Raw genomic sequence first — 25110 nt, forward strand, 5'->3', positions numbered from 1 at the left:
AGTAGCCCGCCCCTTCGCACCGAGGAGTCCTCGATGCCCCGTCCGTGGGAAGCCGACCCGAGTGCTGACCTCCGCCGCCGGATCGGCCCGGCGCCCCGTGCCCTGGGTACCACCAAGGCCGGGCCGGAGTGCCCCGACATCTGGGAGCTCGACAACGGCGACATCGCCATCATCGGCCGCGACGCGACCGACTCCTATCAGGGCCGCCTGCCCGAAGGGGTCAGCGTCGGCCGCGACGAGCGGCTCGTGGTGATCCCCCGCGTCACGCTGACCGCTGCGAAGCCGGAGATCCCCGATGCTTGAGCGGCTGCGCGACCTGCCCGCCCGACCGCTCGACCGCCCCGACTACCACGCCGAGTACTGGGCCGCCTACGAGCGCGGCGGGGTCTTCTGGAAGCTGGAGCGGGCGCAGCACTTCGAGGAGCCCGGCGACGCCAGTTGGGAGGCGTTCGCCGCCGGGGACTGGCAGAAGGCCCTGGAGTTGAACGAAGCCGACCGCGCCGACGCGGAGGCCATGGCGGCCAAGGACCGCGAGGTCGGCATGGAGACGCGGCGGATCCGCATCGTGGAGCACCCGGTATCGCCGTACCTGCAGTGGGAGATGCAGTTCCTGCGCCTGCTGTCCGAGGCGGGGCAGTCGCTGCGCGCCGTGTCGGCGGCGGATGTGGCCCACCTGGAGGAGCGCGCGCCGCTGCCGGAGGTGGTGGTGCTCGGGGACCGGCTGCTGTTCCTGGTGCGCTACGACTCCCAGGGGCGGGCGTTCGGCGCCTGGCGGATCGAGGACCGCGACGCCGTCGCCGCGGCCGTCGCCGACCTGGCCGCGCTGTTCGACGGGGGGACACCGCTACTGGACTACTTCGCGCGCGAGATCGCGCCGCTGCCCGCCCCCGCGGTCGGCCCGTGACGGGCGGGACCGGAAGGACGGGCAGGACGGGCAGGGGAAAGTGAGCAGGTCGAGTCCGCACGCGCGCCGGGCGCGCGGCGACCGTGCTGCCGTGCGGGTGCTCGCGCCCGTCGTCGTCGCGCTGTTGGCGGTCGTGGTCGTCGGGCTGGTCGTCCTCTCTCCGCTGGGGCTCGGGGCGGTCGAAGGGGTCAGCGACGACTGGGAGGACCTGAGCTTCATCGGGCAGACCTACGGTGCGGCTTCGGCGCTGCTCGCCGGACTGGCCCTGCTCGGGGTCGTGGCGACGCTGGTGCTGCAGGCCCGCGAGACCCGCATGTCCAGGGAGTTGGCGCTGCGCGACTCCAACAGCGAGCTGCTGCGGATGGCCATGGAGGACGCCGAGTACGCGCGGTGCTGGGGCGCGAACCTGCCGATGCCCGATCGGGCGGAGCAGCGGCGGAGCATGTACACGAACATGATCGTGTCGCAGTGGGAGATGGCCTACGACTCCCGCGCCATGGGCGACGAGCATGTGCGGGTGCTCGCCCGCGGGCTGTTCGCGGGCCGGATCGGCTGGGAGTTCTGGAACCGGGTGCGTGCGGTGCGGCTGCGCACGGCCGAGTCGCGCCGGTCGCGGCGGTTCCACCGCATCCTGGACGAGGAGTTCCGAGCGAGCGCGGAGCCGCCGCCGGACGATGACGGCGACAGCGGTGACGACGGCGGGCGGGAGCGCGCGGGGAGGCGAGCGGAAAGGCGATCGAGAGGCCGAGCAGGGGGCCGCGGCCGGACGCGCCGGGGTGTGCGGGCGCTGGTCGGCGCGGTGGCGGCGGGGGGCGTGGCCGCGGGGAGTGTTGTCGCCGGTGTGCTGCTCGCTCGCCGCAGGCGCCGGCGTGTGGGCGGCGCCTGCGGCGAGCGGTTCGGTGGACGTGCCGGAAGCAGCAGGGTCACGACGCCGCGGTTCCGGCGTACGCGGCGGCGCGGGTCATAACCGGGCGGTCGGGCGGCCCCGCGGGGTGGCCGAGTCCGGGTTCGGCCGTTCGGGTCGGTAAGGCGTCGGATCCGGTGTCAGTGGGCGCCCGGCGGACGAGCGGGGTTGCGAGTACCCGGGTGGCCCGGCAGACGGTCCGTCGGGCGGTCGCGGCGGCGGTGCGGCGGCCCGGGGCGGCGGGGTCGGGTTGCCGTGGGCGGCGGATCGCCACGCCGCGGAGACCGACGACCGTGGAGCCCATGCACGTGCCGACACCGGCGGCGCGGTCCGTGGCGCGGGAGGTGGCGCAGGGGGCGGCGTCGGCGTGGACGCGGAGGGCTGCGCCGGGGCCGTCACCGTACTCCGCATGATGGTTGTGGGCGGCGGCTTCTGGCCCGGCAGGAGGGCGGCGAGGAGCTGTTCGAGCGCTTCGGCGGTCGCTGCCTCCAACAGGCGGTCGCCGCCGCGCAGCACCGCCCACCAGGTGCCGGTGTGCGTGCCGTACCAGGCGGTGGCACCGGGGAAGAGCGCGTTGAGGCGCCGAGCGGCCGGGTGGATCGTCGTCGGTTGGCGGCGGGGGCGCTGATACCCGGTGGGCGGGTGGAGCCGGTCGGCGAAGGCATGGGGGGTGCTCATCGGTCGGCCTCCTCGGCGTTGGGCCAGGTGCGGCCGGAGGCGTCCAGGTGGCTGCCGTCGTGGGCGGCCGGGCGCAGGCAGGGTGCGGGCACGGTGGTGTTGGGAGCGGTGGTGTGTGGCGCGGTGGTGTCGGAGGCTGCGGGCGTGCGGCGGCCGCAGTGGTCGCCGAGGAGCGCGGCGGCGCGGGCGAGGATCTCCAGCGCGGCCTCGCGGACGGCGGCGGTCCAGTAGGTCTCCTCACGGAGGCTCGCGATGAGGTCGTCGGCGATCTGGTGCAGGCCGTGTGCTTCGCGCAGGTCCAGGGGGCGGGTGGGAGCCGCCGTGCGGGAGGGGGTTCCCGCCCCGCTGCGGGGGGCCGCCGCCGGGTCGGGGCCGTTGCGGAGGTCGGAGTCGACCGGGTTGTCGAGGTAGGGCCGCGTGCGCGGAGGAGGCGGCGCGAACTGCGCGAGAGCGAAGTCGAGCGCGTCCAGGTTGCTGGCGGCGAGGGCGGTGGACTCGTAGCGGCGGTGGTGTGCCTGGTAGGGCGCCGGGTGGCCGGGCGCGTAGGTGAGGCGCCACAGGGCGCGGTGCCGGGTGTGCACCTCGCAGAAGCGGTCGTAGTCGGGCGGGATGGCGGGTTGCGAAGGGACGTAGGGGCGGGGGCGGTCGGCGCGCGACGGCTGAATCAGCGGCTCGGCATGCACCGCGTTCTGGATAGGGTCGGACATGTCGTCAGCTCCTCTGTAGCTGGTGACCAAGCCCCGGGACGGTGCCAGCCGTCGCCGGGGTCTTTTCATGCGTCCACTTTGCATCGGAGCAGGTGAGGTATCTATAGCGAACTGGATACCGGGCAATTTTGGGGATAGGTGAGGCTCAGGGAGTTTTTCTGTGCTGAGATGACAACCATGAGTGGAGCAACTCAAGACGTGGCACGGAGGTTCGGGCGCGAACTCTCACGGCTGCGCGAAAACGCAGACATCACGCAGGCCAAGCTTGCGAAAGAGCTGGAGATTAGCTCTTCACACCTCTCGAATATCGAACGTGGCGAACGAACCCCCAAAGGTTCACTCATCGCCCAGGTCGACAAGGCTCTGTCAGCAGATGGACATCTTGTCCGACTATGGGAAGAACTAACGGGAAGCGGTCGATCGGTCTGGCTTGACGAGTTGGCGGACCTCGAACAGGAAGCGACCGCGATCATGGAATCTCAGACGGTGATGTTTCCGTCACTGCTCCAGACAGAGGCATATGCGAAGGCGGCGGTGTCGACTCTCTCACCGTGGGTCACCCAGGAAGAGGCCGCCATCAGCGTGCGGAACCGAATGGAACGTGCGGAACGGTTTCTAGCGTCACAAAAACCACTCCATTGGGCAGTACTCGATCAATCAGTAATCACTCGCAAAATGGGATCGATCGACCTACATAAGGAGCAGTTGTCGCATGTGGCCCGACTGATAGAGCGCGAACGGGTGTCAATACAGATCGTCAGTGGGCGGCACTCGGGTCTGGCAGGACCCTTCAAGATCATCTCGCCACCTGGCGGTTCCGATGTGGTCTATGCCGAATCCGCGCACTCGGGCCAGGTCATCGACACCCCCGAGGATGTCCGCAAGTTCCGTCTACTCTACGGTGCGACTCAGGCAGCGGCACTGTCGCCGGAGGAGTCCGCGCGGCTAATCCTGAAGACATTGGAAGGACTGGAGCATGAGTGAGTGCGATACCTGGCATAAGTCGAGCTACAGCGGCGGGGCACACCAGGACTGTGTGGAGGTCGCGGAGTCATCGGAGCAGGTGAAGGTCCGCGACACGCAGAACCGAGGTGCGGGCTACCTGACACTCCCTGTATCGGAGTGGTCCGCCTTCCTCGCCGACGTGAAGGGCGGCTTGCTGTAGCGCCGCTGGCACACGCGAGGGGTCCGGGCGCCGCCGGACCCCTCGGCAGGCGGTTTACCGGCTGGCCATGATCAGTCGATCTGGTGACCACAAGCACGGGATCCTCGACAATAGAGGCAGTACATCGTCCCTCCCCCGCGCTGCCAGGAGTCGCCGTGGTCGACCATGCATCCCTGCTCAAGGACTTGCAGAAGCAGGTCAAGCTGCTGGAACAGGACCTCCGGGAGCGCAGCGAGGATCCCACCGCCATCAAAGAGATCGGCGAAGACGGACAGGAAGAGTTCTTCGAGGACGCACTGCGTCGCGAACACACACGCGCCTTCGAGGCCGAGCGCACCGCAGCCACCTACGAGACCTGGCGGGACGAGCGGGTCACCCAGGCGGCGGCCGCCTGGGTACTGTCGACGGTCTTCGTGCGCTTCTGCGAGGACAACGGCCTGCTGGAGCATCCGTACATCTCAGGCCCGCGCGACGAGCGCAACCGCTACGACATCGCGCAGGAACTCAAGGACGCCTGGGTCCTGGAGTGGCGCGAGCGGGATCCCGACGCTCCCGAACGCACCGACCGCGACTGGCTGGTGCACACGTTCGAGGAGATGAGCGTCTCCAGCATCACCGCCGGCCTGTTCGACCGGAACCACAACCCGATGTGGACGATCACGCCCTCTCACCAAGCTGCGAAGGCCCTCATCGACTTCTGGCGCGAGGTCGGCGACGACGGCCACCTGGTCCACGACTTCACCGACGAGACCTGGGACACCCGCTTCCTCGGCGACCTCTACCAGGACCTCTCGGAGTCGGCACGCAAGAACTTCGCGCTGCTGCAGACACCGGAGTTCGTTGAGGAGTTCATCCTCGACTACACCCTGGAACCCGCTGTCAAGGAGTTCGGCCTCGACGGCAACCGGATCTACCAGGCGGAGAGCAAGGGCTTCCGCCTGATCGACCCCACCTGTGGATCCGGCCACTTCCTGCTCGGCGCCTTCCACCGCCTGCTCGACAAGTGGCGCAAGGCAGAGCCGGGCGCTTCCGAGTGGGACCTGATCAGCCGCTCCCTGCGGAGCGTCCACGGCGTCGACAAGAACCCCTTCGCGGTCGCAATCGCCCGCTTCCGCCTCCTCATTGCCGCCATGAAAGAAGCCGGCATCGCCCGGCTCATGGCAAGCAACCCGGATTGGCCGATCGTCGTCGCAGCCGGTGACTCGCTTATACACGGGCGGGGGGCACCAGGCCGTAAAGGCGAGGTGACGGCGCACGACCGTGTTCACCGATACACCACGGAGGATGTCTCCGACTACGCCGCTGACCACGATTTGCTTGGCGTCCACAGCTACCACGTAGTAGTAGGAAACCCGCCATACATCACGGTCAAGGACAAGAAGGAGAACGAGAACTACCGGTCCAGGTACGCAAGCTGCTCCGGGACCTACGCTTTGTCCGTCCCGTTCGCTGAGCGGTTCTTCAATCTCGCCAAGCGTGCTGGTGGAGATAAGATCGGCGCCGGCTACGTGGGTCAGATCACTGCCAATTCCTTCATGAAGCGCGAGTTCGGCAAGAAGCTCATCGAAAGATTCTTCCGCAACGAGGTCCGCCTGACACACGTTATCGATACATCGGGCGCTTATATACCAGGGCACGGAACACCCACTGCAATCCTGATCGGCCGCAATATGCTCAATTCGCACAAGGCGTTCGTGCGGGCTGTTCTGGGAATCCGCGGGGAGCCGGAACAGCCTCAGAACGCCGCAATGGGAATGGTCTGGCGCGCAATCGTTGGGCAACTCGATGAAGCAAACGATTCGGAATCGGAATGGGTGAGTGTCACAGATTTTCCATGGGGAAGTTTCACATACCACCCGTGGAGTTTGAGCGGTGGTGGAACTGGCGATCTTATCCAGCGTGTCGAGAAATCCGGGAATAAACTTTCAACTCGGATCGAGAAACCCATCGGCCGCGCGATACGCGCAGGTGCAGACGAAGCCTACATGATGCCCCTGCGGAGCACGCTCCCTCCCGTTGCCCACAGAAACTCCTTTTTCCCTCTAGCAATAGGGGAAGTCGTACGTGACTGGTCGATTTCTCCACACGATATGATCTGTTACCCCTACACAAACGGCACAACAGTTCAATCTATACAGCGTGGCCTGTGGCCCCTGCGCACACTATTGGCCGCACGCCGGACATTCCAAGGAAACATGGAGGATTCGGGCCTTCAATGGTGGGAGTACATGCAGCACACCACTTCCGCCTACTCGAACCCCCTCTCGATTACGTTTGCTTTCGTCGCCACACACAACCACTTCACTCTCGACCGGGGCGGGAAAGTATTTAACCGTTCGGCTCCGGTAATTAAATTTCCGGATTCCGCGACCGAGCAGCACCACCTAGAGTTGCTCGGAGCCCTCAACTCATCGACGGCGTGCTTCTGGTTGAAGCAAGTCAGTCACAATAAGGGGCGGCCCGGAGCAGAGCAAGCGGGGGCAGACGAACCCTGGGAACACCGCTATGAGTTTACAGGAACGAAGCTCCAGGGATTCCCCCTACCGAGAGAGCTGCCACTCGATCTGTCCAGCGAAATCGATTCGCGCGCACGACACCTCTCTATCTTGGATCCCTCTGCTGTCGCAGATTCCTCCACCCCCACGCGCAACCGCCTTAAGGATGCCCATTCTGACTACCACAAGCACCGGCGGAAAATGATCGCACTTCAGGAAGAACTGGATTGGGAATTCTATTTCCGTTACGGATTAATCTCAGACAGCGAGCGAGATGAAATCCTGTTTTCCGATATTTCCGCCCTCCCGGAGATCGACTCAGCCGAGCGAGCCTTCGCAATAGTTATGGCCAGGAGGAGAGAGCAAGGTGAGTTGTCGACCACGTGGTTCACGCATCACAACCACAGATTCGCTCCCATAACCTCTATTCCTTCTCAGTGGCCGGAGGAGTACCGCAAGGTTGTCGAAAAGCGCATTGAACTCATCACCTCCCGCAAAGACATCGGCCTCATCGAGCGTCCCGAATACAAGCGCCGTTGGGCCACCGAACCCTGGGAGAAGAAGCAGCAGGCCGCCCTGAAGTCCTGGCTGCTCGACCGGTGCGAAGACCGCCGCCTCTGGTTCAGGACCGATGAGAACGGCGAGGAGCGCCCCCGCACCCTCTCTCTCCGCGCCCTGGCCAACCGCGTCCGCGACCTCTACCCCGAGGCCGCCGAAGTCGCGTCGATCTACGGCCCCGACAAGGACTTCTCCGCCGTCATCAAGGACATCGTGCAGACCGAGCACGTCCCCCACCTCGCCGCGCTCCGCTACAAGGACTCCGGCCTGAGCAAGCGCAAGCAGTGGGAGGACGTCTGGGACTTGCAGCGCGAGGAGGACGCCCTCAACGCCGACCTCCCCGAGGGCGAGCCCGAGAAGCGCCTCAACATCCCCGTGCCGCCCAAGTACACCTCCGGCGACTTCCGCAAACCCACCTACTGGTCCAACCGCGGCAAGCTCGACGTCCCCAAGGAGCGCTTCATCTCCTACCCCGGCGCCGAGGACGACGAGGACGGCACCCTCGTTCTCGGCTGGGCGGGCTGGGACCACGCCGAGCAGGCCGACGCGCTCGGCACGCTCGCGCACAACCGGATCAACGAGCACGGCTGGGCCGCCGACCACGAGCGGATGACGCCGCTCCTCGCGGGCATCGCCGAGCTGATGCCGTGGGTCCGCCAGTGGCACACCGAACGCGACGAGTACGGCGAGACCCCCGCCGACCTCGCCGCCGAGGACCTGTCCTCACTGCAGAACGCCACCGGCATCACCGCCTCCGACATGGAGGCCTGGCGCCCGTCACCCGGCAAGGGCGGCAAGAAGAGCACCAAGAAGGGCGGCGCCTAACCGCACCCACTCCCACGACACCCAACCGCCGCACAACCGCCTTACCACCAGCTCACGCACGCCTCACCGGCCGCTATCGGTCACACACACGATCCGCAACCCTGTGTCGTGTCCGAGAGCGGCCCCATAGGCTTGACCTAGAGCGCTCCCGCCCCCGCCCGGTCTCGCTCCTTCGACGTTCTGACGACTCCCCGACGACGGAATCGGAAGGTGCCGCGCAGCCATGTCCGCTCCCCCAGCCTCCGGTGCGAAGCGCGTCCTCAGCGACCTCATCGAAGTTCCGGAAGCCATCCACGATGGTGACCTGGTCTTCAAGCTCGCGGAAGGGGTAGACGCCGGGCAGAGCGACGCGCTCGCGCAGTACGTCATCACCGACCAGCTCGCCGGGTGCTTCAACGAGGCGCTGGACGCTGTCAAGGGGGCGCTGGCGCAGAACCAGTCCCGCGCGACCTACCTCAACGGCTCCTTCGGATCCGGCAAGAGCCACTTCATGGCCGTCTTCAACGCGGTCCTGCGGCAGAACCCGGCCGTGCGCGACATCCCCAAGATGCCCGCCATCCTCGACCGGCACGAGAACTGGTTGAACGGCAAACGGTTCATCCAGGTCAAGAGCCATCTGGTGGACGCCGAGTCGGTCGAGTCCGCCATCCTGGGCGGCTACGTGCGCCAAGTCCGCGCCGAGTACCCCGACGCGCCGGTGCCGCCGGTCTACCGCGCGGACGGCCTGCTGGCCGACGCCCGCAACCTGCGCGCCACCATCGGCGACGAGGCCTTCATCGACGGGCTGCCCGAGATCCCGGAAGACGGTTCCGCCGAGGAGAGTTCCCAGTGGGGCGCCAGCCACTGGTCCTCCGGTCGCAAGTGGACACCCGAACTACTCGACCAGGCGTTCGCCGTCCCTTCCGGCACCGACGACGAAGACGCCAAACGCCTCCGCCTCCAGCTCGTCAGCGCCCTGCTCGAGCACCACTTCACCCGCTACACCGACACCGTCCACGGCAAAGCCGAAGCCTTCGTCACCATGGACGAAGGGCTCTCCATCATCAGCCGGCACGCCAAGGAGGAGCTGGGCTGCGACGCGGTCATCCTGCTCCTGGACGAGCTGATCCTGCGCTTCACCGCCTTCATCGGCAAGGAATGGCAGATCAACGAAGAGGTGCAGAAGGTCGCCAAGCTGGTGGAGTCCTCCGAGAGCCACCGGCCCGCGCCCGTCATCAGCTTCGTGCCCCGTCAGCGCGACCTGCGCGAACTCGTCGGCCTCGGCGCGGGAACCGCGGGTGTCGACCAGACGCTGAAGTACTGGGACGGCCGCTTCGGGCACATCAAGCTCGCCGACGGCAACCTCACCGAGGTCGTGCGGCACCGCCTGCTGCGCCCCAAGAACGAGAGCGCGGCCGACGAGATCGCGACCGCCTTCGAGAACACCCGCCACGCCAGCCCCGAGGTCAAGGACGCCCTACTCGACTCCGAGGGCGGCGACGCCGACTCCTGGGAGGACTTCCGGGCGCTCTACCCGTTCACGCCGGCGATGCTGCACGTCATGGTCGACCTCTCCGGCGCGCTCCAGCGCCAGCGCAGCGCGCTGAAGCTGATGCGCCAGCTCATGGTCAACCACCGCGACAGCCTGCCCGTGGGCCAGCTCGTCCCCCTTGGGGCGGTGTTCGACGTGTTGGACGACGGCGAGGACCGCCCGTTCAAGGACGTCCTCAGCGCCGAGTACACCAAAATCAGCACCTTCTACCGGCAGAAGGTGCGTCCCTGGCTGCTGCACCGCCACGAACTCGGCGAGAAGGAGGCGGCGAACCTCGACGTCCGCGCCCCCTTCCGCGCCGAGGACCTGCTGGTCAAGACCCTGCTGCTGTCGGGGCTGGCGCCCAACGTCCCGGCGCTGAAGGACCTCACCGCCAGCCGCCTCATCGGCCTGAACCACGGCATCATCCGCGCCCGGCGCACCGGGCAGGACATCGAGCGGGTCGCCGACTTCTTCCGCGACCTCAACGGCCAGTTCGGCGAGATCCGGGTGGGCAACCAGACCACCAACCCCACCGTCTCGCTGAACCTGCTGCGCGTGGACACCGAGTCGCTGATGCGCCAGGTCTACAGCGCCGCCAACGACCACGCGCTGAACCAGTTGTTCAAGCGGCTGCTCTGGCACGAGCTTGCGCTGGAACCCGGCGCCACCCGCAGCGAAGTCGTCTGGCGCGGCACCCGCCGGGTCGTGGAGCTCGACTACGGCAACGTCCGCTCCGAGGACCGGCTGCACCGCGAGCGGTTCGTGCCCGACACCGCGGGCGCGCTGCGGGTCGTCATCGACTACCCCTTCGACGAGGAGGACAAGCACCCCACCGACGACCGCGAACGGGTCGAGCGGCTGCGCGACGAGTTCAGCGAGCCGCCCGCGACCGTGGCCTGGCTGCCGAACTTCCTCTCGCCCGCCCGGCTGGAGGACGCCCGGCGGCTGCTGATGGTGGAGAACCTGCTGCAGCCCGGCGTCATCGAGCAGAAGGCGCCCGACTGGAGTTCCGAGGACCGCCGCGAGGCCGCCGCGCAGCTCGACAACCAGCGCTCGCAGCTCGAGACCCAGCTCCGCGGTCTGATGCGCGGCGCCTACGGGCTGGTCGAACCCAACGACACCGACTACACGTCCCTCATCGACGGCCACATCCACGCCTTCCCCCCGGCCGCCAATATCCGCTTGGAAGCCGGAAGCCAGTTTCCCGCGGCGCTGGAACGCGTCTGCGGGCAACTGCTCAGCCACCTGTTCCCCGAGCACCCGGACCTCTCCGCCGGCGGCAGCAGCCGGACCCCGGTGCGCCGCCAGGACCTCTCCGCCGTGCTGGAGGCGGTCGAGGCGGCCCAGGCCGACAAGCTGCAGCGCTACGAACCGCCGAAGACGGCGCTGCCGGTGCTGCGCCGCGTCGCCCACGAACTGCGGATCGCGCAGGTCAGCGAAGTCTTCGTGCTGCGCGACGACTGGATGACCGCGCTGGACAAGGCAGCGCGCAGCGCCCAGGCCGACACCACCGAGATCCGGGTCCGCCACCTCAAGGAGTGGATCCGCGACACCGCCGAAGGCTCCGGACTGCCCGACGACGTCGTGGACCTCGTCGTGCTCGTCTACGCCATCCAGTCCGACCGGGCCTGGATGCGCGGCGGCAAGCGCTACACCGCGGTCGGCATCGGCCAGCTCGAAGGCGACATCGTCCTCAAACGCCAGGAGCTGCCCACCGCCGAGGACTTCGACCGCGCCAACGAACTGGCGGCCGGGATCTTCAACCTGCCGAAGCAGCCGGTGCGCAACGCGCGGGCCGTGCAGCGGCTCGCCGAGCAGCTCAAGGAGCAGGCCAACCGGTGGCAGGCCGCCACCGAGTCGCTGCTGACCGAGCTGCGCAAGCGCGCCGCGCTGCTCGGGCTGGACGAGGACGCGCCCCGGCTGGCGACCGCCAAGGCGACCCACGACCTGCTCAGGCGCATGCGCGGCCAGGCCGACGACACCGAACTCGTCACCACTCTCGCCCACGCCGAACTGTCGCAGGAACCGCAGGTCTACCGCGCCAGCATGGACTCCGCCTCCGCCGTGGCGCAGGCGCTGGCGGCGGCGCAGTGGCAGAACATCGAGGCGCTGGCCGAACGCGCCGAGCAGGGCGGCGAGCACAGCCGGGCAGCGGCGGACCTCCTCAACGAACTGCGGCAGAACGCCCGCAACAACGAGCAGCAGCGCAGGATCGCCACCGAACTGGAGCGGGTCGGCCGGGAGGCGTTCTCGCTGCTGGTGCGCAAGGACCCGACACCCCCGACCGACCCGGGTCCCAGGCCGCCCGAACACGTCGACCGGTCGGACGGGAAGGAGCAGGTCACCCTCCCCGAGACCGGCGAGCACACGGCCACCCGCCGCCTGTCCGCCGACGACGACCCGGGCGAGGTCATCCGGGCACTGCGAAACGAGCTCGGTGTCGGCGCGGACGCCGAGGTGGAAATCGAGATCACCGTGCGGAAGACCACGTGAGCAGGACAAGCAGCAGGGCACACAGGGCGCACGGCACGCCGCACACGGCGCCGGGGAAGGCCGCATGACCGCGATCGACACCGCAGCGCAGCAGACCGTCACCGCCGACGCGATCGCCGGTGCCCTGATCCGCGCACTGGAACAGGAGGCCGACCGCGTCGAGCGCGGCCGTCCGCGCTCCCGCGCCCGAACCGTCGCGCTGACCGCCGCCCCCGTCTGGGACGGGCCCGCGGAGATCTCCGCCGAGTTCGAGAACCGGCACCTGCGGGTCCGCGTCGCCGCGGCCCCCACGGTGCTCGCCGTTCTCGACCGGCTCAGCCAACCGCTCGAGGGCGCCGACTACCAGGTGCTGCTGACCCCCTGCTCGGGCGAGGACCTCGGGCCCGCGCTGCTGGGACGGCTGCTCGGCGGGATGGTGCACCGCGTCAACAACTGGGAGCTGCTGCTCAGCGAACTGAACGCGGTCGCGCTGGACCCGCGGCTGTACTCGCGGCGGTGGGGCTGGCTCGCCGACGCCCTCCGCGACATCCGCACCACCACCACGCTGAACGCCTCGGGCGGGCTGATCCGCCTCGAGGAGGCGCTGCGGGTGGTCACCGCGGTGCGGTTCGGTAAGGACAAGGACGACCGGATCGACGCCGCTGCGCTGCTGGACTGGACCCGCGACCACGCCCGCGTGGGCCGCTTCGCCGAACTGCGCGACGACGAGCGCGACGGCCTGCGCGCCGAGCTGGAGTCCGCGGTCGGCCCGGTCGCCCAGGTCGTGTTCCTGCTGCTGGACAAGGGCCAGGCCTACGACGCGCTGCCCGCCGGGCTCGTGCTGGCCGAACTTCTGCAGGCGCAGCGGACCGGCGGCACGGCCGCCCGGGACGCGTGGATCCGCGCCGGGGAGCGGTTCTTCGGCGCGGAGGCGCCGGACGAGGATACGCTCTCCGGCTTCGGCCGCGCCTGCGAGGCCGCCATGCTGCGGATGATGGACGGCGACGACCACCGCTCGGCCGCCGAGATCGGCGGGCAGGCCGAGCAGATCCTCGGGTCGCTGGGCGCCGAGTCGGTGGCCCGCGGCAGCGGCGTGCTGACCGCCGGTCTGCACGCACGCCTGTCCGCCCTCGGCCAGGAGATCGCGAAGCTGCTGCGGCCCGACAGCGTCGACACGCTCGCACCGCAGGACCTCGCCGACGTCGAGGAAGCGCTGGAGAACCTGCGCCGGCACCGCAGATTGGACCGCAACGGGCACGACGCGGCGGCCGCCCTGGCGGCCGTCCGGCTCCTGCGCTGGACCGCGGGCGGGCGCTTCGCAGTGCGGACCGTCGCCGAGGGCACGGCCGCACACATGGACGAGACCGGGTGGGTGGACCGCGCGGCGACCACGATCCGGTTCTGCCGCACCGACGTGCCCAGCCTCGCCGACGCCTACACGCAGTTGTACACGCGGGTGCGGCACCTGCGCGGCGAGTTCGACCGCTCCTTCGCGCAGCGGGTCGCGGCCTGGACCGGCTCCTACTCGCGGACCGACCGGCAGTTGCGCGCCGAGAACCTGCTGCACGCCGTCGCCCGGCCGCTGGCCGAGCACCAGGCGCCGCTGATCGTCGTCCTCGACGGGATGAGCGCCGAAGTCGCGGTGCAGCTCGGCGAGCAGATCGCCGCACTAGGACGGTTCACCGAGATCGGCCGCGGTTCGGAGGACAACGCCCGCAGGGAAGGTGCGCTGTCGACCCTGCCGTCGGTCACCACGTGCTCGCGGACCTCGCTGCTGTCGGGCGCACTGGAGACCGGCGGGCAGAGCAAGGAGCGCTCCGGTTTCGCCCGCCTGTGGGGGCAGCCCGGGTTCGGCGGCCGCGGCGCCGCCCTGTTCTACCAGCGCGACCTGGACACCGCGATCGGCCAGAGCCTCCCGCAGGAGGTCGTGGAGGCGATCGCGGAGCCCGACACCGCGGTGGCGGCCGTCATCAACGTGGTGGACGACGCCCTGGCCAAGGACCGCGGCGACCCGGACCCCGATTGGCACCTGGAACGGCTCGGCAAGCTGCTGATGCTGCTGGACGCGGCGGCCCGCACCGGCTGTCCGGTGCTGCTGACCTCCGACCACGGGCACGTGTGGGACCGCGGGGAGAACCAGCGCACCCGCGACGGCGAGTCGGCCCGCTACCGCACCGGCACCCCTGAGGACGGCGAGGTCGAGGTCTCCGGGGACCGGGTGCTGGCGGGCGGCGGAACCATCGTGGTGCCCTGGGACGAGCGGATCCGCTACACCGACCGCAAGGAGGGCTACCACGGCGGCATCTCCGCGGCCGAGGTCGTCATCCCGGTGCTGGCGCTGCTGCCGCTCGGCGCGCCGCTGCCCAAGGGGTGGTCGACGCTGCGCGCCGCCCAGCTCGAGCCGGCCTGGTGGAGCCGACCGCTGGACGGGTCGGCGCAGCAGCGCGCCGCCGTACCGCCTGCCGCGGCACCGGCCGCCGACTCCGCGGCCGAACCCGCGGCCGCGCCCAAGCGGGGCGGGCGCAAGAAGAGCCGTACGCCCGCCCAGGACACGGTGCTGTTCGGTGACACGGCGGACAGCAGGTCGCTGGGCGCACGGGTCACCGAGACCGACATCTTCGAGTTCAGCCGCTCCCACGTGCACCGGGCGCCCGAGGCGGCGAAGATCGCCACGGTCATCGACACGCTGGCGGCCAGCGGGGGTGCCCGGCCCCGGCTGAACGTCGGCCACGTCGCCGAGGCCGCCGGGGAGTCCGCGACCGCCTACCGCGCCGTGCGCTTTTTGAAGATGGTCAAGAAGGTGCTCAACATCGAGGGCTTCGCGGTGCTGGAGCTGCCCGAGTCCGAACGTGCCGTGGAGTTGAACGTGGAGCTCCTCAAGCGGCAGTTCCTGTCCGAAGGCGGGTGAGATGTCCCAGGTCAGCGCGATCCGCCGGGACGAGGTGATCGATGCTCTGCGTCGGGGCACCGTTCCCCGTGCAGGGCTGGACCTGTTCGCGGTGGGCATGGAGCGCTTCGAGAGCGAGGTCCAGCGCGGGCTGGGCGGCGCCGCCGCCGGCGGCGGTTCCTTCAAGGCGGTCCGCGGCGAGTACGGCTCCGGCAAGACGTTCTTCACCCGCTGGCTGGCCGAACGCGCCAAGCGGGCCAACTTCGCGGTGACCGAGATCCAGATCTCCGAAACCGAGACGCCGCTGCACAAGCTGGAGACGGTCTACCGGCGACTCACCGAGCGGCTGGCCACCGCCACCCAGCCGCCCAGCGCGCTGCGCGAGATCGTGGACAATTGGGTGTACACGCTGGAGGAGGAGGTGCTCGACTCCGGCACCGTCCCCGAAGGCTCCGACGGCCCCGACGAGCAGGCGCTGGCCGAGGCCGTCGGCGACCTGCTGGAGCGGCGGCTTGCCGAGGTCGCGCGGAGCAACCCGGGGTTCGCCGCGGCGCTGCGCGGCTACCAGCGCGCCCAGGTCGCGGGCGAGTCCGCGACCGCCGAGGCGCTGATCGCCTGGCTCGGCGGACAGCCCAACGTCTCAGCCGCCGCGAAGCGCTACGCGGGCATCAAGGGCGACCTCGACCACTTCGGCGCGCTCGCCGCGCTCCAGGGGCTGCTTACGCTGCTGCAGGGGTGCGGTCACCCGGGGCTGCTGGTGGTGCTGGACGAGCTGGAGACGCTGCAGCGGGCGCGTACCGACACGCGCGAGAAGTCGCTCAACGCCCTGCGGCAACTGCTGGATGAGATCGACGGCGGCCGGTTCCCCGGCCTCTACCTGGTCATTACCGGCACGCCCGCCTTCTTCGACGGTCCGCAGGGTGTACAGCGGCTGGCGCCACTGGCGCAGCGGCTGGCCACCGAGTTCCTCGCCGACCCCGCGCACGACAACCTGCGCGCCGACCAGATCCGGCTCACCGGCTTCGACCAGGACAAGCTGCACCGGCTCGGTGCCGCGGTCCGGGAACTGCACGCCGACCGGGCCGCCGAGCCGCAGCGGGTGCGCTCCCGGGTGGACGACAGCTACCTGGTGGAGTTGGGCGAGGCGGTCGCGGGCGAGCTGGGCGGCCGGGTCGGCGTCGCTCCACGGATGTTCCTGCGGAAGCTCGTGGACGTCTGCGACCGCGTCGACCAGGTCGAGGACTTCGACCCGCGGCGGCACTACCGGTTGGCGGTCGACTCGCGCGACCTCAGCGAGGTCGAGCGCAATGCCCGCGCCCGGACGGCCGACTCGGCCGACGACGTGGATCTGGACCTGTGAGCGCATCGAGCCACGAGCTGGACCTGCTGCACCCCACGCTGGCCCACCACATCGTCAACACGCTGGGTTGGCCCGGTCTGCGTCCCCTGCAGCGCGAAGCGCTCGCTCCGCTGGCCGACGGCGAGGACGCGGTCCTGCTGGCGCCCACCGCGGGCGGCAAGACCGAGGCCGCAGTGTTCCCCCTGCTCTCGGCGATGGCCGGGGGGTGGGGGCCGGGGGTGTCGCTCGTCTACGTGTGCCCCATCAAGGCGCTGCTGAACAACCTGCTGCCGCGGCTGCAGGCCTATGCGGGATGGATGGGGCGGTCGGTCGGGCTCTGGCACGGCGACGTCACGGCCTCGGCCCGGCAGCGGCTGCTGCGCGAGCGCCCGGACGTCCTGCTGACCACGCCGGAGTCGCTGGAAGCGATGCTGGTGAGCACCAAGGTGGACCACTACGAGATGTTCGGGCGGGTGCGCGCCGTCGTGGTGGACGAGGTGCACGCGTTCGCCGGGGACGACCGGGGTTGGCATCTGCTGGCCGTACTCGAGCGCCTGACGCGCATCCGCGGCGGGGCGATCCAGCGGGTCGGGCTGTCGGCGACCGTGGGTAACCCTGCGGAGCTCCTCACCTGGCTGCAGGGCAGCAGCGCGGGCGAAGCGCCGGCAAGGGTGGTGGCACCAGAAGCACAGCCCGCGAAGCCCGCCGCCGCCGAACCGCCCCCCGGCGACGTCGAACTCGACTATGTTGGTTCACTCGACAACGCGGCGAAGGTGATCGCCGCGCTGCACGCGGGCGAGAAGCGGCTCGTCTTCTGCGACTCGCGCCAGGTCGTTGAGCGCCTCGGGGCGGGCCTGCGGGCACGCGGTGTCACCACGTTCCTCTCCCACGCCTCGCTGTCGGCCGACGAGCGCCGCCGCGCCGAGGACGCGTTCACACAGGCGCGCGACTGCGTCATCGTCGCGACGAGCACGCTGGAGCTGGGCATCGACGTCGGCGACCTGGACCGCGTCATCCAGATCGACGCCCCCGGCAGCGTGGCTTCGTTCCTGCAGCGCATCGGGCGCACAGGGCGGCGCGGCGGCACCAACCGCAACTGCCTGTTCCTGGCGCTGAACGACACGGGCCTGCTGAAGGCCGCCGGGCTGCTGCACCTGTGGGGACGCCACTGGGTGGAGGCGGTGACCCCGACCCCCGAACCTCGACACATCGTCGCCCAGCAACTGCTCGCCCTGTGCCTGCAGGAGTTCGAGGTGGGCGAGCGGCTCTGGCCGGAGTGGTGGCCGGGGCTGGACCCCTTCGGCCACGGCGAGCCGATCGCTGCGCACCTGCTCGCCGAAGGCTTCGTGGAACGCGACGGTGGCATGCTGATGATCGGCCCGGAGGCCGAACGGAAGTTCGGGCACCGCCACTTCATGGAGCTGACCAGCGTCTTCACCGCGCCGCCGGAGTTCGTTGTGCTGCACGGGCGCACCGAGATCGGCCGCACCAATCCGGCGCTGCTGGCCGCACGGGAGCACGGCACGGGCCCGCGGCGGCTGCTCCTGGCAGGCCGCAGTTGGACGGTGGCGTGGGTGGACTGGCGGCGCAGCCGGTGCTTCGTCGAGCCCGCCGAGAACGGCGGCGGGGCGGCCCGCTGGGAGTCGAGCGGCCACACCGGGCTTTCCTTCGACATGGCGCGGGCCCAGCGCGACGTGCTGCTGGGCACCGACCCGCGTGTACGGCTGACCCGGCGCGCGGTTGCGGCACTCGCCGAGGCCCGGGAACGCCACGAGGAACGCGTCCACCCGGATGGCACGGTGGTCACCCGCAGCGGTGACGGCGACCTGCGCTGGTGGACCTGGGCGGGTACGAAGACCAATCTGACACTGCGTGCGACGCTGAACACCGGGGTCGACCCGGTGCAGCGCCCCAACGACCGCTGGCTGCGGCTGGCCGAGGACCTCGACTCGGCCCGGTGGAAAGCGCTGCGCGAGGCGGCCACCGACCGCATCGCGCTGCCCGAGGTCGACCGCGAGGCACTCGAGGGACTGAAGTTCAACGCGGCACTGCCCGACCACCTCGCCGCCCGCACGCTGGCCGCTCGGCTGGCCGACGTCGACGGCGCCCGACACGTACTGAAGGAGCCGGCCCGCTTCATCGTCGATCCACCCCTGCGATGAACTCCGCCGTCGGCCATCCGCACGGCAGGTGCTTCGAGGGTGCAAGTCCTTTCGCGGCCGCTGTGGGTTACCGCTTCCGGATGGCGTAGGTCAGGTGGGTCACCCTCGGCGAGGGCTCGGTGCGGACGGGCTCCAGGGCCAGGCGGTCCGCGTCCACGCCCTCGAACAGGCGTATTCCGGAGCCGAACAGCACGGGCGCCAGCGCGATCGAGAACTCGTCGACCAGGCCCGCGTTCAGGTACTCCAGGATCGTCGCGCCGCCGCCCGCGATGCGGACGTCGCGGTCGCCGGCGGCCTCGCGGGCCTGATCGAGCGCGGGCCGGATGCCGTCGTTGACGAAGTGGAAGGTGGTGCCGCCCGGCCGCTCCCAGGGGGCACGCTTCTCGTGCGTCACGACGAAGACCGGCGTGTGGAACGGCGCGTCCTCCGGCCACGCCCGCTCGCCGGCGTCGAACATGCGCTTGCCCATGACGCTCGCGCCGGTGCGCTCGAACGTCTCCCGCACGATGTCGTTGTCGCGCCCCTCCTCGCCGCCCTCGCCGAGCTTCAGGTTCTCCCGGAAGAACCGCTGCGGGAAGACCCACTGCTGCAATTCCATCCACTGCGGCCCCATCAGGTCGTCAAGGGACTCGGGCGCGATGAAACCGTCCACGGACATCGACACGCTGAAGAACACCTTCCCGGCCATCAGCCCTCCGCTCCCTTCTGAGCGACCTCGGTGACGTAGGCGGCCAGATTGCCCAGGGTCTGCCGGCCGCCCTCGATGGCGTGGTACTTCTCGACCGCCTCGTCGCGCAGTTCCTTGGTGGGGAACACCGTGCGCATCTCGATCCGGGTCGCCGAACCCTCGGCGTCGAACGTCAGGAGCGACTCGAAGGCGTTCGGATCATCGCGGGACTCACCGTGGAGCAGCGCGATCCGCTCCGGCGGGGCGATCTCGGTCCAGGAGATGAACTCGGTGTAGTCCGTCCCGTCCGGTCCGTGCATCACGAACTCCCACTCCCCGCCGACGCGGAACTCGAACGACTGCGTGGTGGTGGAGAACCCCTCCGGTCCCCACCACCGCGACAGGTGCCGGACCTCGGTGAACGCCTCGAACACCAACTCCCGTGGGGCGTCGATGACCCGGGCGATGACGATCTCGCGGTCGGCCGACGCGGACCGCGCCGACGCTCCCCTTCCCGTCGCGCTCATCAGCTACTCCTCCTGCCTCGCCTGCTTCAGGTCCTGCACGTATGCGTCCAGCCGGTCGAAGCTCTCGTTCCAGAACCGCTCGAACCCGCCGGTCCACTCGTGGACCGGCCGCAGCCCGCGGGCGTCGAGGCCGTACAGGCGTTGCTTGCCCGCCCTGCGGTCCCGCACCAGCCCGACCTCCCGGAGCACCCGCAGGTGCTTGGACGCGCGCGGCTGGTCCATCCCCAGTTCCTGCGCCAGCTCGGTCACCGGCCGCTCACCCGCCCGCAGCAGCACCAGGATCTCCCGGCGCTGCGGCTCGGCGATCGCGTTGAAGACGTCCGACGTCGTCGCTGCTCGTGCCATGACCGCCATCATATTCCCATATCGGCATGCGTCAACGACTGGCGGCCGGCGGCTCGGACGACCGGCGGCGGCGTGCTACTCGGCGAAGGTCGACGCCCTGACCGCGGCCGGCACGCTCACCGCTCAGCGGTGCGAGCACGTTCGGTCCGGGCCTCGGCGTTCGGAGGCGGTACCGCGCGCGAAGCCCTTCTGCGCCAGGGCATCAGCACGAGGTAGGAGGGCGGGAGCACCCGGGCGGCGACGAGAGCGCGGTAGGCGATCAGCGGGGAGCCGACGAGGGTGGGCAGCAGCCATGCGAGCGCGTGCCCGTCGGAGAACTGCACCGCCACCGGCGTCACATAGGCGATCACGGTCGACATCATCAGCACGAGGTGGATCCGGTACCACTGCGGCACCGGCTTGCGCCAGGCCAGGTACACCCCGATCGCCGCAGCGGCCAGCGTCGCCGTGGCGATGATGCCGAGCCACCACTGCTCGGGCGCGGAAGGCAGGAGCGCGTAGGTGGACAGGGCCACCACGACGACGGTCGCACCGAAGACCCGACCGGCGATCGTGTGCGCACCGCGGCGCTTGCGGACGAGTAGCGCGGTCAAGGACGCGGCCAGGCCGATGATTCCGGCGGAGATGTGCAAGGCGAGCAGGAACGTGTGCATGGAGCCCCCGTGAGGCCGATGACGAGTGGCATGAACATCCCCGCGGACAGTCCACAGTGGAATGTTGCTGCTTCAGATTGGACCTGACACAGTGGACTGTCAAGGGGGTGGGAATGAACGGACGCCGTGCGAGCCAGGACGCCCAGCACGGGCTGAACAACACGGCCGCCTCATTGCTCGGGTTCCTGCATGAGCGCCCGATGACCGGTTGGGACCTGGTGGCCGCGGCCCAGCAGCTCATGGGCGACTTCTGGTCCATCACGCGCAGCCAGGTCTACCGGGAGCTGTCGGCGATGGCGGCGTCCGGGCTCGTCGAGGAGCTGGAGCGGGGCAAGCGCGACCGCCGCCCCTACGCCATCACCGACGCGGGCCGCCAGGCCTTCGCGGCCTGGAGCGCGGTCGTTCCCGCCGAGGAAGCGGTGCGCTTCCCCCTCCTACTCATGCTGACCCTCGGCCGCCACGTCGCCCGCGAGCACCTGGTTGCGGCGGTCGAGCACCACCGTGCGCTGCACGAGGAGCGCCTCGCCGAATACGAGGACCACGTCCAGGGCACCGGCGACCCCTACGCCGTCGCGACGCTCAACTTCGGGATCCACTACGAACGCGCGGTCCTGGCCTGGTTCGACGACCTGCCGGACGAGATCACGACCGGGGGGACCCCGCGGGAGTGAGGCGACGCGAACCCGTCCCCCCGCCCGCGACAGCCGCGCCGACACGGGGGCAGCGGGCGCGGCCGGCCGAACGCCCTCGTGGGGGCAGGCGATGTCAGAGTCGCATCCGGGGGGCGTTCCGGGCGCCCGACGGGAGTCGATCGAGGCGCTGACCCCCGTGTGAAAGCAGGCGAACAGGGCGGAGCGGCCGCCGGGGCCGGGTGACCCTGAGGGAGACGCAGGACCCGGCACCGCGTCGTTGCGAACGGCACCGCGTCGTTGCGAACGGTGCCGCGGGCATGGACGACGGCGACGGCGGGCGGGCCGCGAGCTCGGTGGGGCATGACATCTGTCATGGCCGACCCGTGCACCGCACGGAAAGAACCCGTGATCCGTGACACGCTGTCACGACGCCGCTCCGCCCTAGGTTCGGGAGCATGGACCACAACGACGGCCGCCGGCCCTCGCCTCCGCCCCAACCTCCGCCCCAACCTCCGCCCCAACCTCCGCCCGCACGGTCGGACGGCGCGGCCGATACGTTCCGCGCGGCCCCGGGTACGGGAGCGGAGCGGACGCCTCCGCCCGCGCCGGCCGATCCTGCCGGTGCGACCGATCCGACCGGTCCGGCCGATCCGAACCCGCGCGGCCGCGGTCGGCGCCCGGTCCCGCCGGGCGTGGAGTACCACCGTGTGCTCGCCGGCGACAGGCGCCGCATCGGGCGCGGCATCCTCGCGATCGTGCTCCTGGTCGCCGGGATGGCCGTATTCAGCTACGCCGCCTCCCAGGCCGCCGGCGTCGTCGACGCGCGGATGGGCAGGATTAATCCCGCCCTGGGCGGCACCGACTACACGCCGATCTACCACGGCGCGACCATGTTCTCCCTCGCGCTGCTCATCCCCTGGAGCATGCTCATCCAGCGGTGGCTCTACGGGGGGAAGGGCGCCTCGCTGCACTCCGTGCTATCGCGCTTCCGGTTCGACGTGTTCGGCCGGGCGCTGCTGACCATCGGCCCCGTCTGGCTGATCGCCACGATCACCCTGAACGTCGCGACGCCCTCCGAGCAGACTTACTGGTCCGTGGCCGACCTGGTCGGGGTCTTCGCCACCACCCTCCTGCTGACGCCCCTGCAGGCGGCCGGCGAGGAGTACGGCCTGCGCGGACTCGTCCTGCGGGTCGCCGGGAGCTGGAACCGCGGACCGCGCACGGCCCTGGTCGTCGCCGTCCTCGTCTCAAGCCTGGTTTTCACGGCCATCCACGGCGCGGGCGATCCGTGGATCAACCTCTGGTACTTCACGCTCGCCGTCAGCCTGGCCGTCATCACCTGGCGCAGCGGCGGCATCGAGACCGCGGTCGTCATCCACGCGCTGCTCAACACGCTCACCTTCCTCCTCGTCACCGCCCTGCACGTCGACATCGGCACCTCCATCGCCGACCGGTCGGCGGGCGCCGGGTCGGCCGCCCTGCTTGTACCCAGCGTCACCGTTGCCGCGATCGCGGCGGCGGTGTGGTTGCGCACGCGCACGGCGGGACCGGCCCTGACCCCCGCGGCACCACGGCCCGCCCCGGCCCCGACGGCACAATGAGGGGCATGAGCGATTGGCCTCTGGTCGGCGCACGCAGGTTCGAGACCTACGTGCGCTGGTCGAGCTACGTCGCCGTCTCGATCCCGGCCGGCACCCTCCTGCGGAGCGCGCTCGCGGCCGACCGGCTCACCGGGGCGCCCCGAAGCGTGTGGGTCACGGCAGTCGCGCTGTCCCTCGCCCTGGTCGCCGGCAACGTGCTCGTGACCCGCTGGAGCATCGACACCGTCGTCGGGCGCGCACGGCGGCTCCCCGTCGGCGGGGTCATCGCATGGGCGCTGGTCCTCGCGGCCTTCGTCGCCGTGACCTTCGTGCTCCCCCTTCCCGCGATGGGCCTGACGGTCGCGGCCGCGATCGGGGCGGCCGCCGCGAGCCTGGTACCCGTCCTCGACGCACGCCGGACGCTGCTGGTCAACGCGGCGGCCGTCGTCCTCGCCGTCCCGCTCGTGGGAGTCGCGAACATCGCGCTCCTGCTGGTCGGGGCGGCCGTGATCAGCGGTGTCCTGTGGATCTGCTGGTCGAGCGCGTGGATGCTCCGGGTGCTGCTGGAGCTGCAGGAGGCGCACGAGACCCGCGCCGCGCTCGCCCTCGCGAACGAACGCCTGCGCATCGCGCGCGACCTGCACGACGTGTTCGGCCGGACCCTGGCGACGATCGCGGTCAAAAGCTCGCTGGCCTCCGAACTCGTCGACCGCGGACGCGCCGAGCGGGCCGGCGAGGAGATCACCGAGGTCCGGCGGCTCGCCGAGGAGGCGGGCACCGAGGTCCGCCGCGTCGTGCGTGGCGAGCTCCGCACCACCTGGGACGACGAGGTCTCGGGTGCGCGGTCGCTGCTGGAGTCCGCCGGCATCCGCTGCACGGTGACCGGCGGCACCGTGCCCGAGCAGTGCGCCGAGGCCCTCGGGTGGGTCGTCCGCGAGGGCGTCACGAACCTGCTGCGCCACGCCGCGGCCACACAGGTCACGCTCGTGACCGCGAACGAGGACGGTGCGGTGCTCCTGACGATCGCGAACGACGGCGCCGGGCCCGCGCGGGCCGCCGCGGACGGGCGCGCCGCCGACGCCGGGACGGGACTGCACTCGATGTCCGAGCGGCTCGGCGCACTCGGCGGGCGCCTCACCGCGCGCCGCGACGGCACCTGGTTCCTGCTTGAGGCCGCGATCCCGCTTCCGAAGGAAGACCTCGTATGACCCGCATCCTCGTCGCCGACGACGAACACCTCATCCGCGACGCCATCGCCGGACTGCTCGACCTCGAAGACGGCTTCGAGGTCGTCGGCCGGGCGGCCTCCGGCGACGAGGCGCTGGCGGCCGCCCTGCACACCCGCCCCGACGTCGCCCTGCTCGACCTGCAGCTGCCCGGGCCCGACGGCATCGAGGTGGCCCGCCGGCTCGCGGCAGAGCTGCCGGACTGCCGCTGCGTCATCGTGACCTCGCACGGCCGACCCGGTTACCTGAAGTCGGCACTGGCCGCGGGCGTGCGCGGCTTCCTGCCCAAGACCGTCTCCTCCCGCACGTTCGCCGAGGTCGTGCGCAGCGTCGCGGGCGGCGGCCGCTACGTCGACCCCGCGCTCGCGGCGGAGGCGATCAGCGCGGGCGACTCCCCGCTCAGCCCGCGCGAGTCCGACGTCCTCGCCCTGGCGCGCGACGGCGCGCCGGTCGAAGAGATCGCCCGGCGCGTCTCGCTTTCCCGGGGGACGGTGCGCAACCACCTCGCGGCCGCCATCGCCAAGCTCGACGCCGCCAACCGGCACGAGGCCGCGCGCATCGCCGCCGGGCACGGCTGGATCTGAGCGAAGACGCCCCCGCGTCCGGGGACGCCCGCGGGGCCCGGTCGAAGGGCGCCCGGTACCCGGGTTCCGCGGCGGGGGTCGCGCTGGACGGCACCGGCCCGTGCGGAGCGGCCGGCGGTGCGGCCTACGAGCCGACAACCGCCGAAGACCCGTCCGGGCCCGGCAGCCGTGTGTCCCACCGGGCCCACAACCGGTCGCCCCTGCCGTGCGCGCGAACAGGCCTCGCGCAGAGCACGTGACCGCAGAAGGACCCAACCGCCAGGTCGGCCCCGATGCCGGCGAAGCGA

Annotated in this window: 19 protein-coding genes; 14 read left to right on the forward strand and 5 right to left on the reverse strand. The window is 70.4% G+C overall.

The genetic code is table 11. The features are described 5' to 3' along the window. The first annotated feature begins 33 nt into the window (after positions 1-33). From ABD284_RS04815 to ABD284_RS04825, 3 genes are all read left to right on the forward strand, one after another. Positions 34-303 (forward strand): hypothetical protein, encoded by a 270-nt coding sequence (locus ABD284_RS04815; protein ID WP_344141152.1) that lies wholly within the window; start codon positions 34-36, stop codon positions 301-303. Then, positions 296-904, forward strand: a complete 609-nt coding sequence (locus tag ABD284_RS04820; RefSeq protein WP_344141153.1) for a DUF6879 family protein — start codon at positions 296-298, stop codon at positions 902-904. Before ABD284_RS04815 ends, ABD284_RS04820 begins: the two co-directional genes overlap by 8 nt. Before the next feature lie 91 nt (positions 905-995). Further along, positions 996-1871 carry a DUF6082 family protein gene (locus ABD284_RS04825; RefSeq protein WP_344141155.1) on the forward strand — a complete coding sequence of 292 codons (876 nt, stop codon included), beginning with the start codon at positions 996-998 and terminating at the stop codon, positions 1869-1871. Positions 1872-2482: 611 nt separating this feature from the next. On the opposite strand, the gene ABD284_RS04830 is transcribed toward ABD284_RS04825, so the two are convergent. Then, positions 2483-3193 (reverse strand): hypothetical protein, encoded by a 711-nt coding sequence (locus ABD284_RS04830; protein ID WP_344141156.1) that lies wholly within the window; start codon positions 3191-3193, stop codon positions 2483-2485. Positions 3194-3370: 177 nt separating this feature from the next. Here ABD284_RS04830 and ABD284_RS04835 point away from each other — a divergent pair, with 177 nt between their 5' ends. From ABD284_RS04835 to ABD284_RS04865, 7 genes are all read left to right on the forward strand, one after another. Continuing rightward, complete coding sequence (locus ABD284_RS04835) at positions 3371-4177, forward strand: helix-turn-helix domain-containing protein (protein WP_344141158.1); 807 nt, start codon at positions 3371-3373, stop codon at positions 4175-4177. Continuing rightward, the gene (locus tag ABD284_RS04840) at positions 4170-4358 is read left to right on the forward strand and encodes a DUF397 domain-containing protein (protein WP_344141160.1); all 189 of its coding nucleotides are present in this window, start codon (positions 4170-4172) and stop codon (positions 4356-4358) included. Before ABD284_RS04835 ends, ABD284_RS04840 begins: the two co-directional genes overlap by 8 nt. Positions 4359-4513: 155 nt before the next feature. Continuing rightward, entirely contained in the window at positions 4514-8236 is a 3723-nt protein-coding gene (gene pglX, locus ABD284_RS04845; protein ID WP_344141162.1) for a BREX-2 system adenine-specific DNA-methyltransferase PglX, read from the forward strand. A gap of 223 nt (positions 8237-8459) precedes the next feature. Then, entirely contained in the window at positions 8460-12242 is a 3783-nt protein-coding gene (locus ABD284_RS04850) for a BREX-2 system ATPase PglY family protein (RefSeq protein WP_344141163.1), read from the forward strand. Between the two features lie 64 nt (positions 12243-12306). Then, positions 12307-15129 carry a BREX-2 system phosphatase PglZ gene (gene pglZ, locus ABD284_RS04855; protein ID WP_344141164.1) on the forward strand — a complete coding sequence of 941 codons (2823 nt, stop codon included), beginning with the start codon at positions 12307-12309 and terminating at the stop codon, positions 15127-15129. 1 nt (position 15130) lies between these two features. Beyond that, positions 15131-16468, forward strand: a complete 1338-nt coding sequence (gene brxD / locus ABD284_RS04860; protein WP_344141165.1) for a BREX system ATP-binding protein BrxD — start codon at positions 15131-15133, stop codon at positions 16466-16468. Further along, entirely contained in the window at positions 16465-18609 is a 2145-nt protein-coding gene (locus ABD284_RS04865; RefSeq protein ID WP_344141166.1) for a DEAD/DEAH box helicase, read from the forward strand. The genes brxD and ABD284_RS04865 overlap by 4 nt, the downstream gene beginning before the upstream one ends. A gap of 67 nt (positions 18610-18676) precedes the next feature. On the opposite strand, the gene ABD284_RS04870 is transcribed toward ABD284_RS04865, so the two are convergent. The 4 genes from ABD284_RS04870 to ABD284_RS04885 all read right to left on the reverse strand — a co-directional run bounded on the left by ABD284_RS04870 (position 18677) and on the right by ABD284_RS04885 (position 20801). Next, positions 18677-19297, reverse strand: coding sequence for a dihydrofolate reductase family protein (locus ABD284_RS04870; RefSeq protein ID WP_344141167.1), 621 nt, complete (start codon positions 19295-19297; stop codon positions 18677-18679). Beyond that, a complete protein-coding gene (locus ABD284_RS04875; protein ID WP_344141168.1) occupies positions 19297-19803 on the reverse strand; it encodes an SRPBCC family protein in 507 nt (168 codons plus the stop codon). Before ABD284_RS04875 ends, ABD284_RS04870 begins: the two co-directional genes overlap by 1 nt. Positions 19804-19806: 3 nt before the next feature. Next, entirely contained in the window at positions 19807-20148 is a 342-nt protein-coding gene (locus ABD284_RS04880; protein ID WP_344141169.1) for an ArsR/SmtB family transcription factor, read from the reverse strand. A gap of 116 nt (positions 20149-20264) precedes the next feature. After that, a complete protein-coding gene (locus ABD284_RS04885) occupies positions 20265-20801 on the reverse strand; it encodes a hypothetical protein (protein ID WP_344141170.1) in 537 nt (178 codons plus the stop codon). 113 nt (positions 20802-20914) lie between these two features. Here ABD284_RS04885 and ABD284_RS04890 point away from each other — a divergent pair, with 113 nt between their 5' ends. The 4 genes from ABD284_RS04890 (at position 20915) to ABD284_RS04905 (ending at position 24823) form a co-directional block, all read left to right on the forward strand. Beyond that, positions 20915-21472 (forward strand): PadR family transcriptional regulator, encoded by a 558-nt coding sequence (locus ABD284_RS04890; RefSeq protein ID WP_344141171.1) that lies wholly within the window; start codon positions 20915-20917, stop codon positions 21470-21472. Positions 21473-22125: 653 nt separating this feature from the next. Further along, positions 22126-23034 carry a CPBP family glutamic-type intramembrane protease gene (locus ABD284_RS04895; protein WP_344141172.1) on the forward strand — a complete coding sequence of 303 codons (909 nt, stop codon included), beginning with the start codon at positions 22126-22128 and terminating at the stop codon, positions 23032-23034. A gap of 5 nt (positions 23035-23039) precedes the next feature. Beyond that, positions 23040-24221 (forward strand): sensor histidine kinase, encoded by a 1182-nt coding sequence (locus tag ABD284_RS04900; RefSeq protein ID WP_344141173.1) that lies wholly within the window; start codon positions 23040-23042, stop codon positions 24219-24221. Then, a complete protein-coding gene (locus ABD284_RS04905; RefSeq protein ID WP_344141175.1) occupies positions 24218-24823 on the forward strand; it encodes a response regulator transcription factor in 606 nt (201 codons plus the stop codon). Before ABD284_RS04900 ends, ABD284_RS04905 begins: the two co-directional genes overlap by 4 nt. Positions 24824-25110: the final 287 nt, after the last annotated feature.

This window comes from Streptomonospora arabica, assembly GCF_039531585.1.
In the GTDB taxonomy this organism is placed as follows: domain Bacteria; phylum Actinomycetota; class Actinomycetes; order Streptosporangiales; family Streptosporangiaceae; genus Streptomonospora; species Streptomonospora halophila.

Bases quoted from the DNA above. Each gene is read 5' to 3' on its own strand.
- ABD284_RS04815 (WP_344141152.1), top strand. From the start codon at position 34: ATGCCCCGTCCGTGGGAAGCCGACCCGAGTGCTGACCTCCGCCGCCGG.
- ABD284_RS04820 (WP_344141153.1), top strand. From the start codon at position 296: ATGCTTGAGCGGCTGCGCGACCTGCCCGCCCGACCGCTCGACCGCCCC.
- ABD284_RS04830 (WP_344141156.1), bottom strand. From the start codon at position 3,193: ATGTCCGACCCTATCCAGAACGCGGTGCATGCCGAGCCGCTGATTCAG.
- ABD284_RS04835 (WP_344141158.1), top strand. From the start codon at position 3,371: ATGAGTGGAGCAACTCAAGACGTGGCACGGAGGTTCGGGCGCGAACTC.
- ABD284_RS04840 (WP_344141160.1), top strand. From the start codon at position 4,170: ATGAGTGAGTGCGATACCTGGCATAAGTCGAGCTACAGCGGCGGGGCA.
- ABD284_RS04850 (WP_344141163.1), top strand. From the start codon at position 8,460: ATGTCCGCTCCCCCAGCCTCCGGTGCGAAGCGCGTCCTCAGCGACCTC.
- pglZ (WP_344141164.1), top strand. From the start codon at position 12,307: ATGACCGCGATCGACACCGCAGCGCAGCAGACCGTCACCGCCGACGCG.
- brxD (WP_344141165.1), top strand. From the start codon at position 15,131: ATGTCCCAGGTCAGCGCGATCCGCCGGGACGAGGTGATCGATGCTCTG.
- ABD284_RS04870 (WP_344141167.1), bottom strand. From the start codon at position 19,297: ATGGCCGGGAAGGTGTTCTTCAGCGTGTCGATGTCCGTGGACGGTTTC.
- ABD284_RS04875 (WP_344141168.1), bottom strand. From the start codon at position 19,803: ATGAGCGCGACGGGAAGGGGAGCGTCGGCGCGGTCCGCGTCGGCCGAC.
- ABD284_RS04880 (WP_344141169.1), bottom strand. From the start codon at position 20,148: ATGGCACGAGCAGCGACGACGTCGGACGTCTTCAACGCGATCGCCGAG.
- ABD284_RS04885 (WP_344141170.1), bottom strand. From the start codon at position 20,801: ATGCACACGTTCCTGCTCGCCTTGCACATCTCCGCCGGAATCATCGGC.
- ABD284_RS04890 (WP_344141171.1), top strand. From the start codon at position 20,915: ATGAACGGACGCCGTGCGAGCCAGGACGCCCAGCACGGGCTGAACAAC.
- ABD284_RS04900 (WP_344141173.1), top strand. From the start codon at position 23,040: ATGAGCGATTGGCCTCTGGTCGGCGCACGCAGGTTCGAGACCTACGTG.
- ABD284_RS04905 (WP_344141175.1), top strand. From the start codon at position 24,218: ATGACCCGCATCCTCGTCGCCGACGACGAACACCTCATCCGCGACGCC.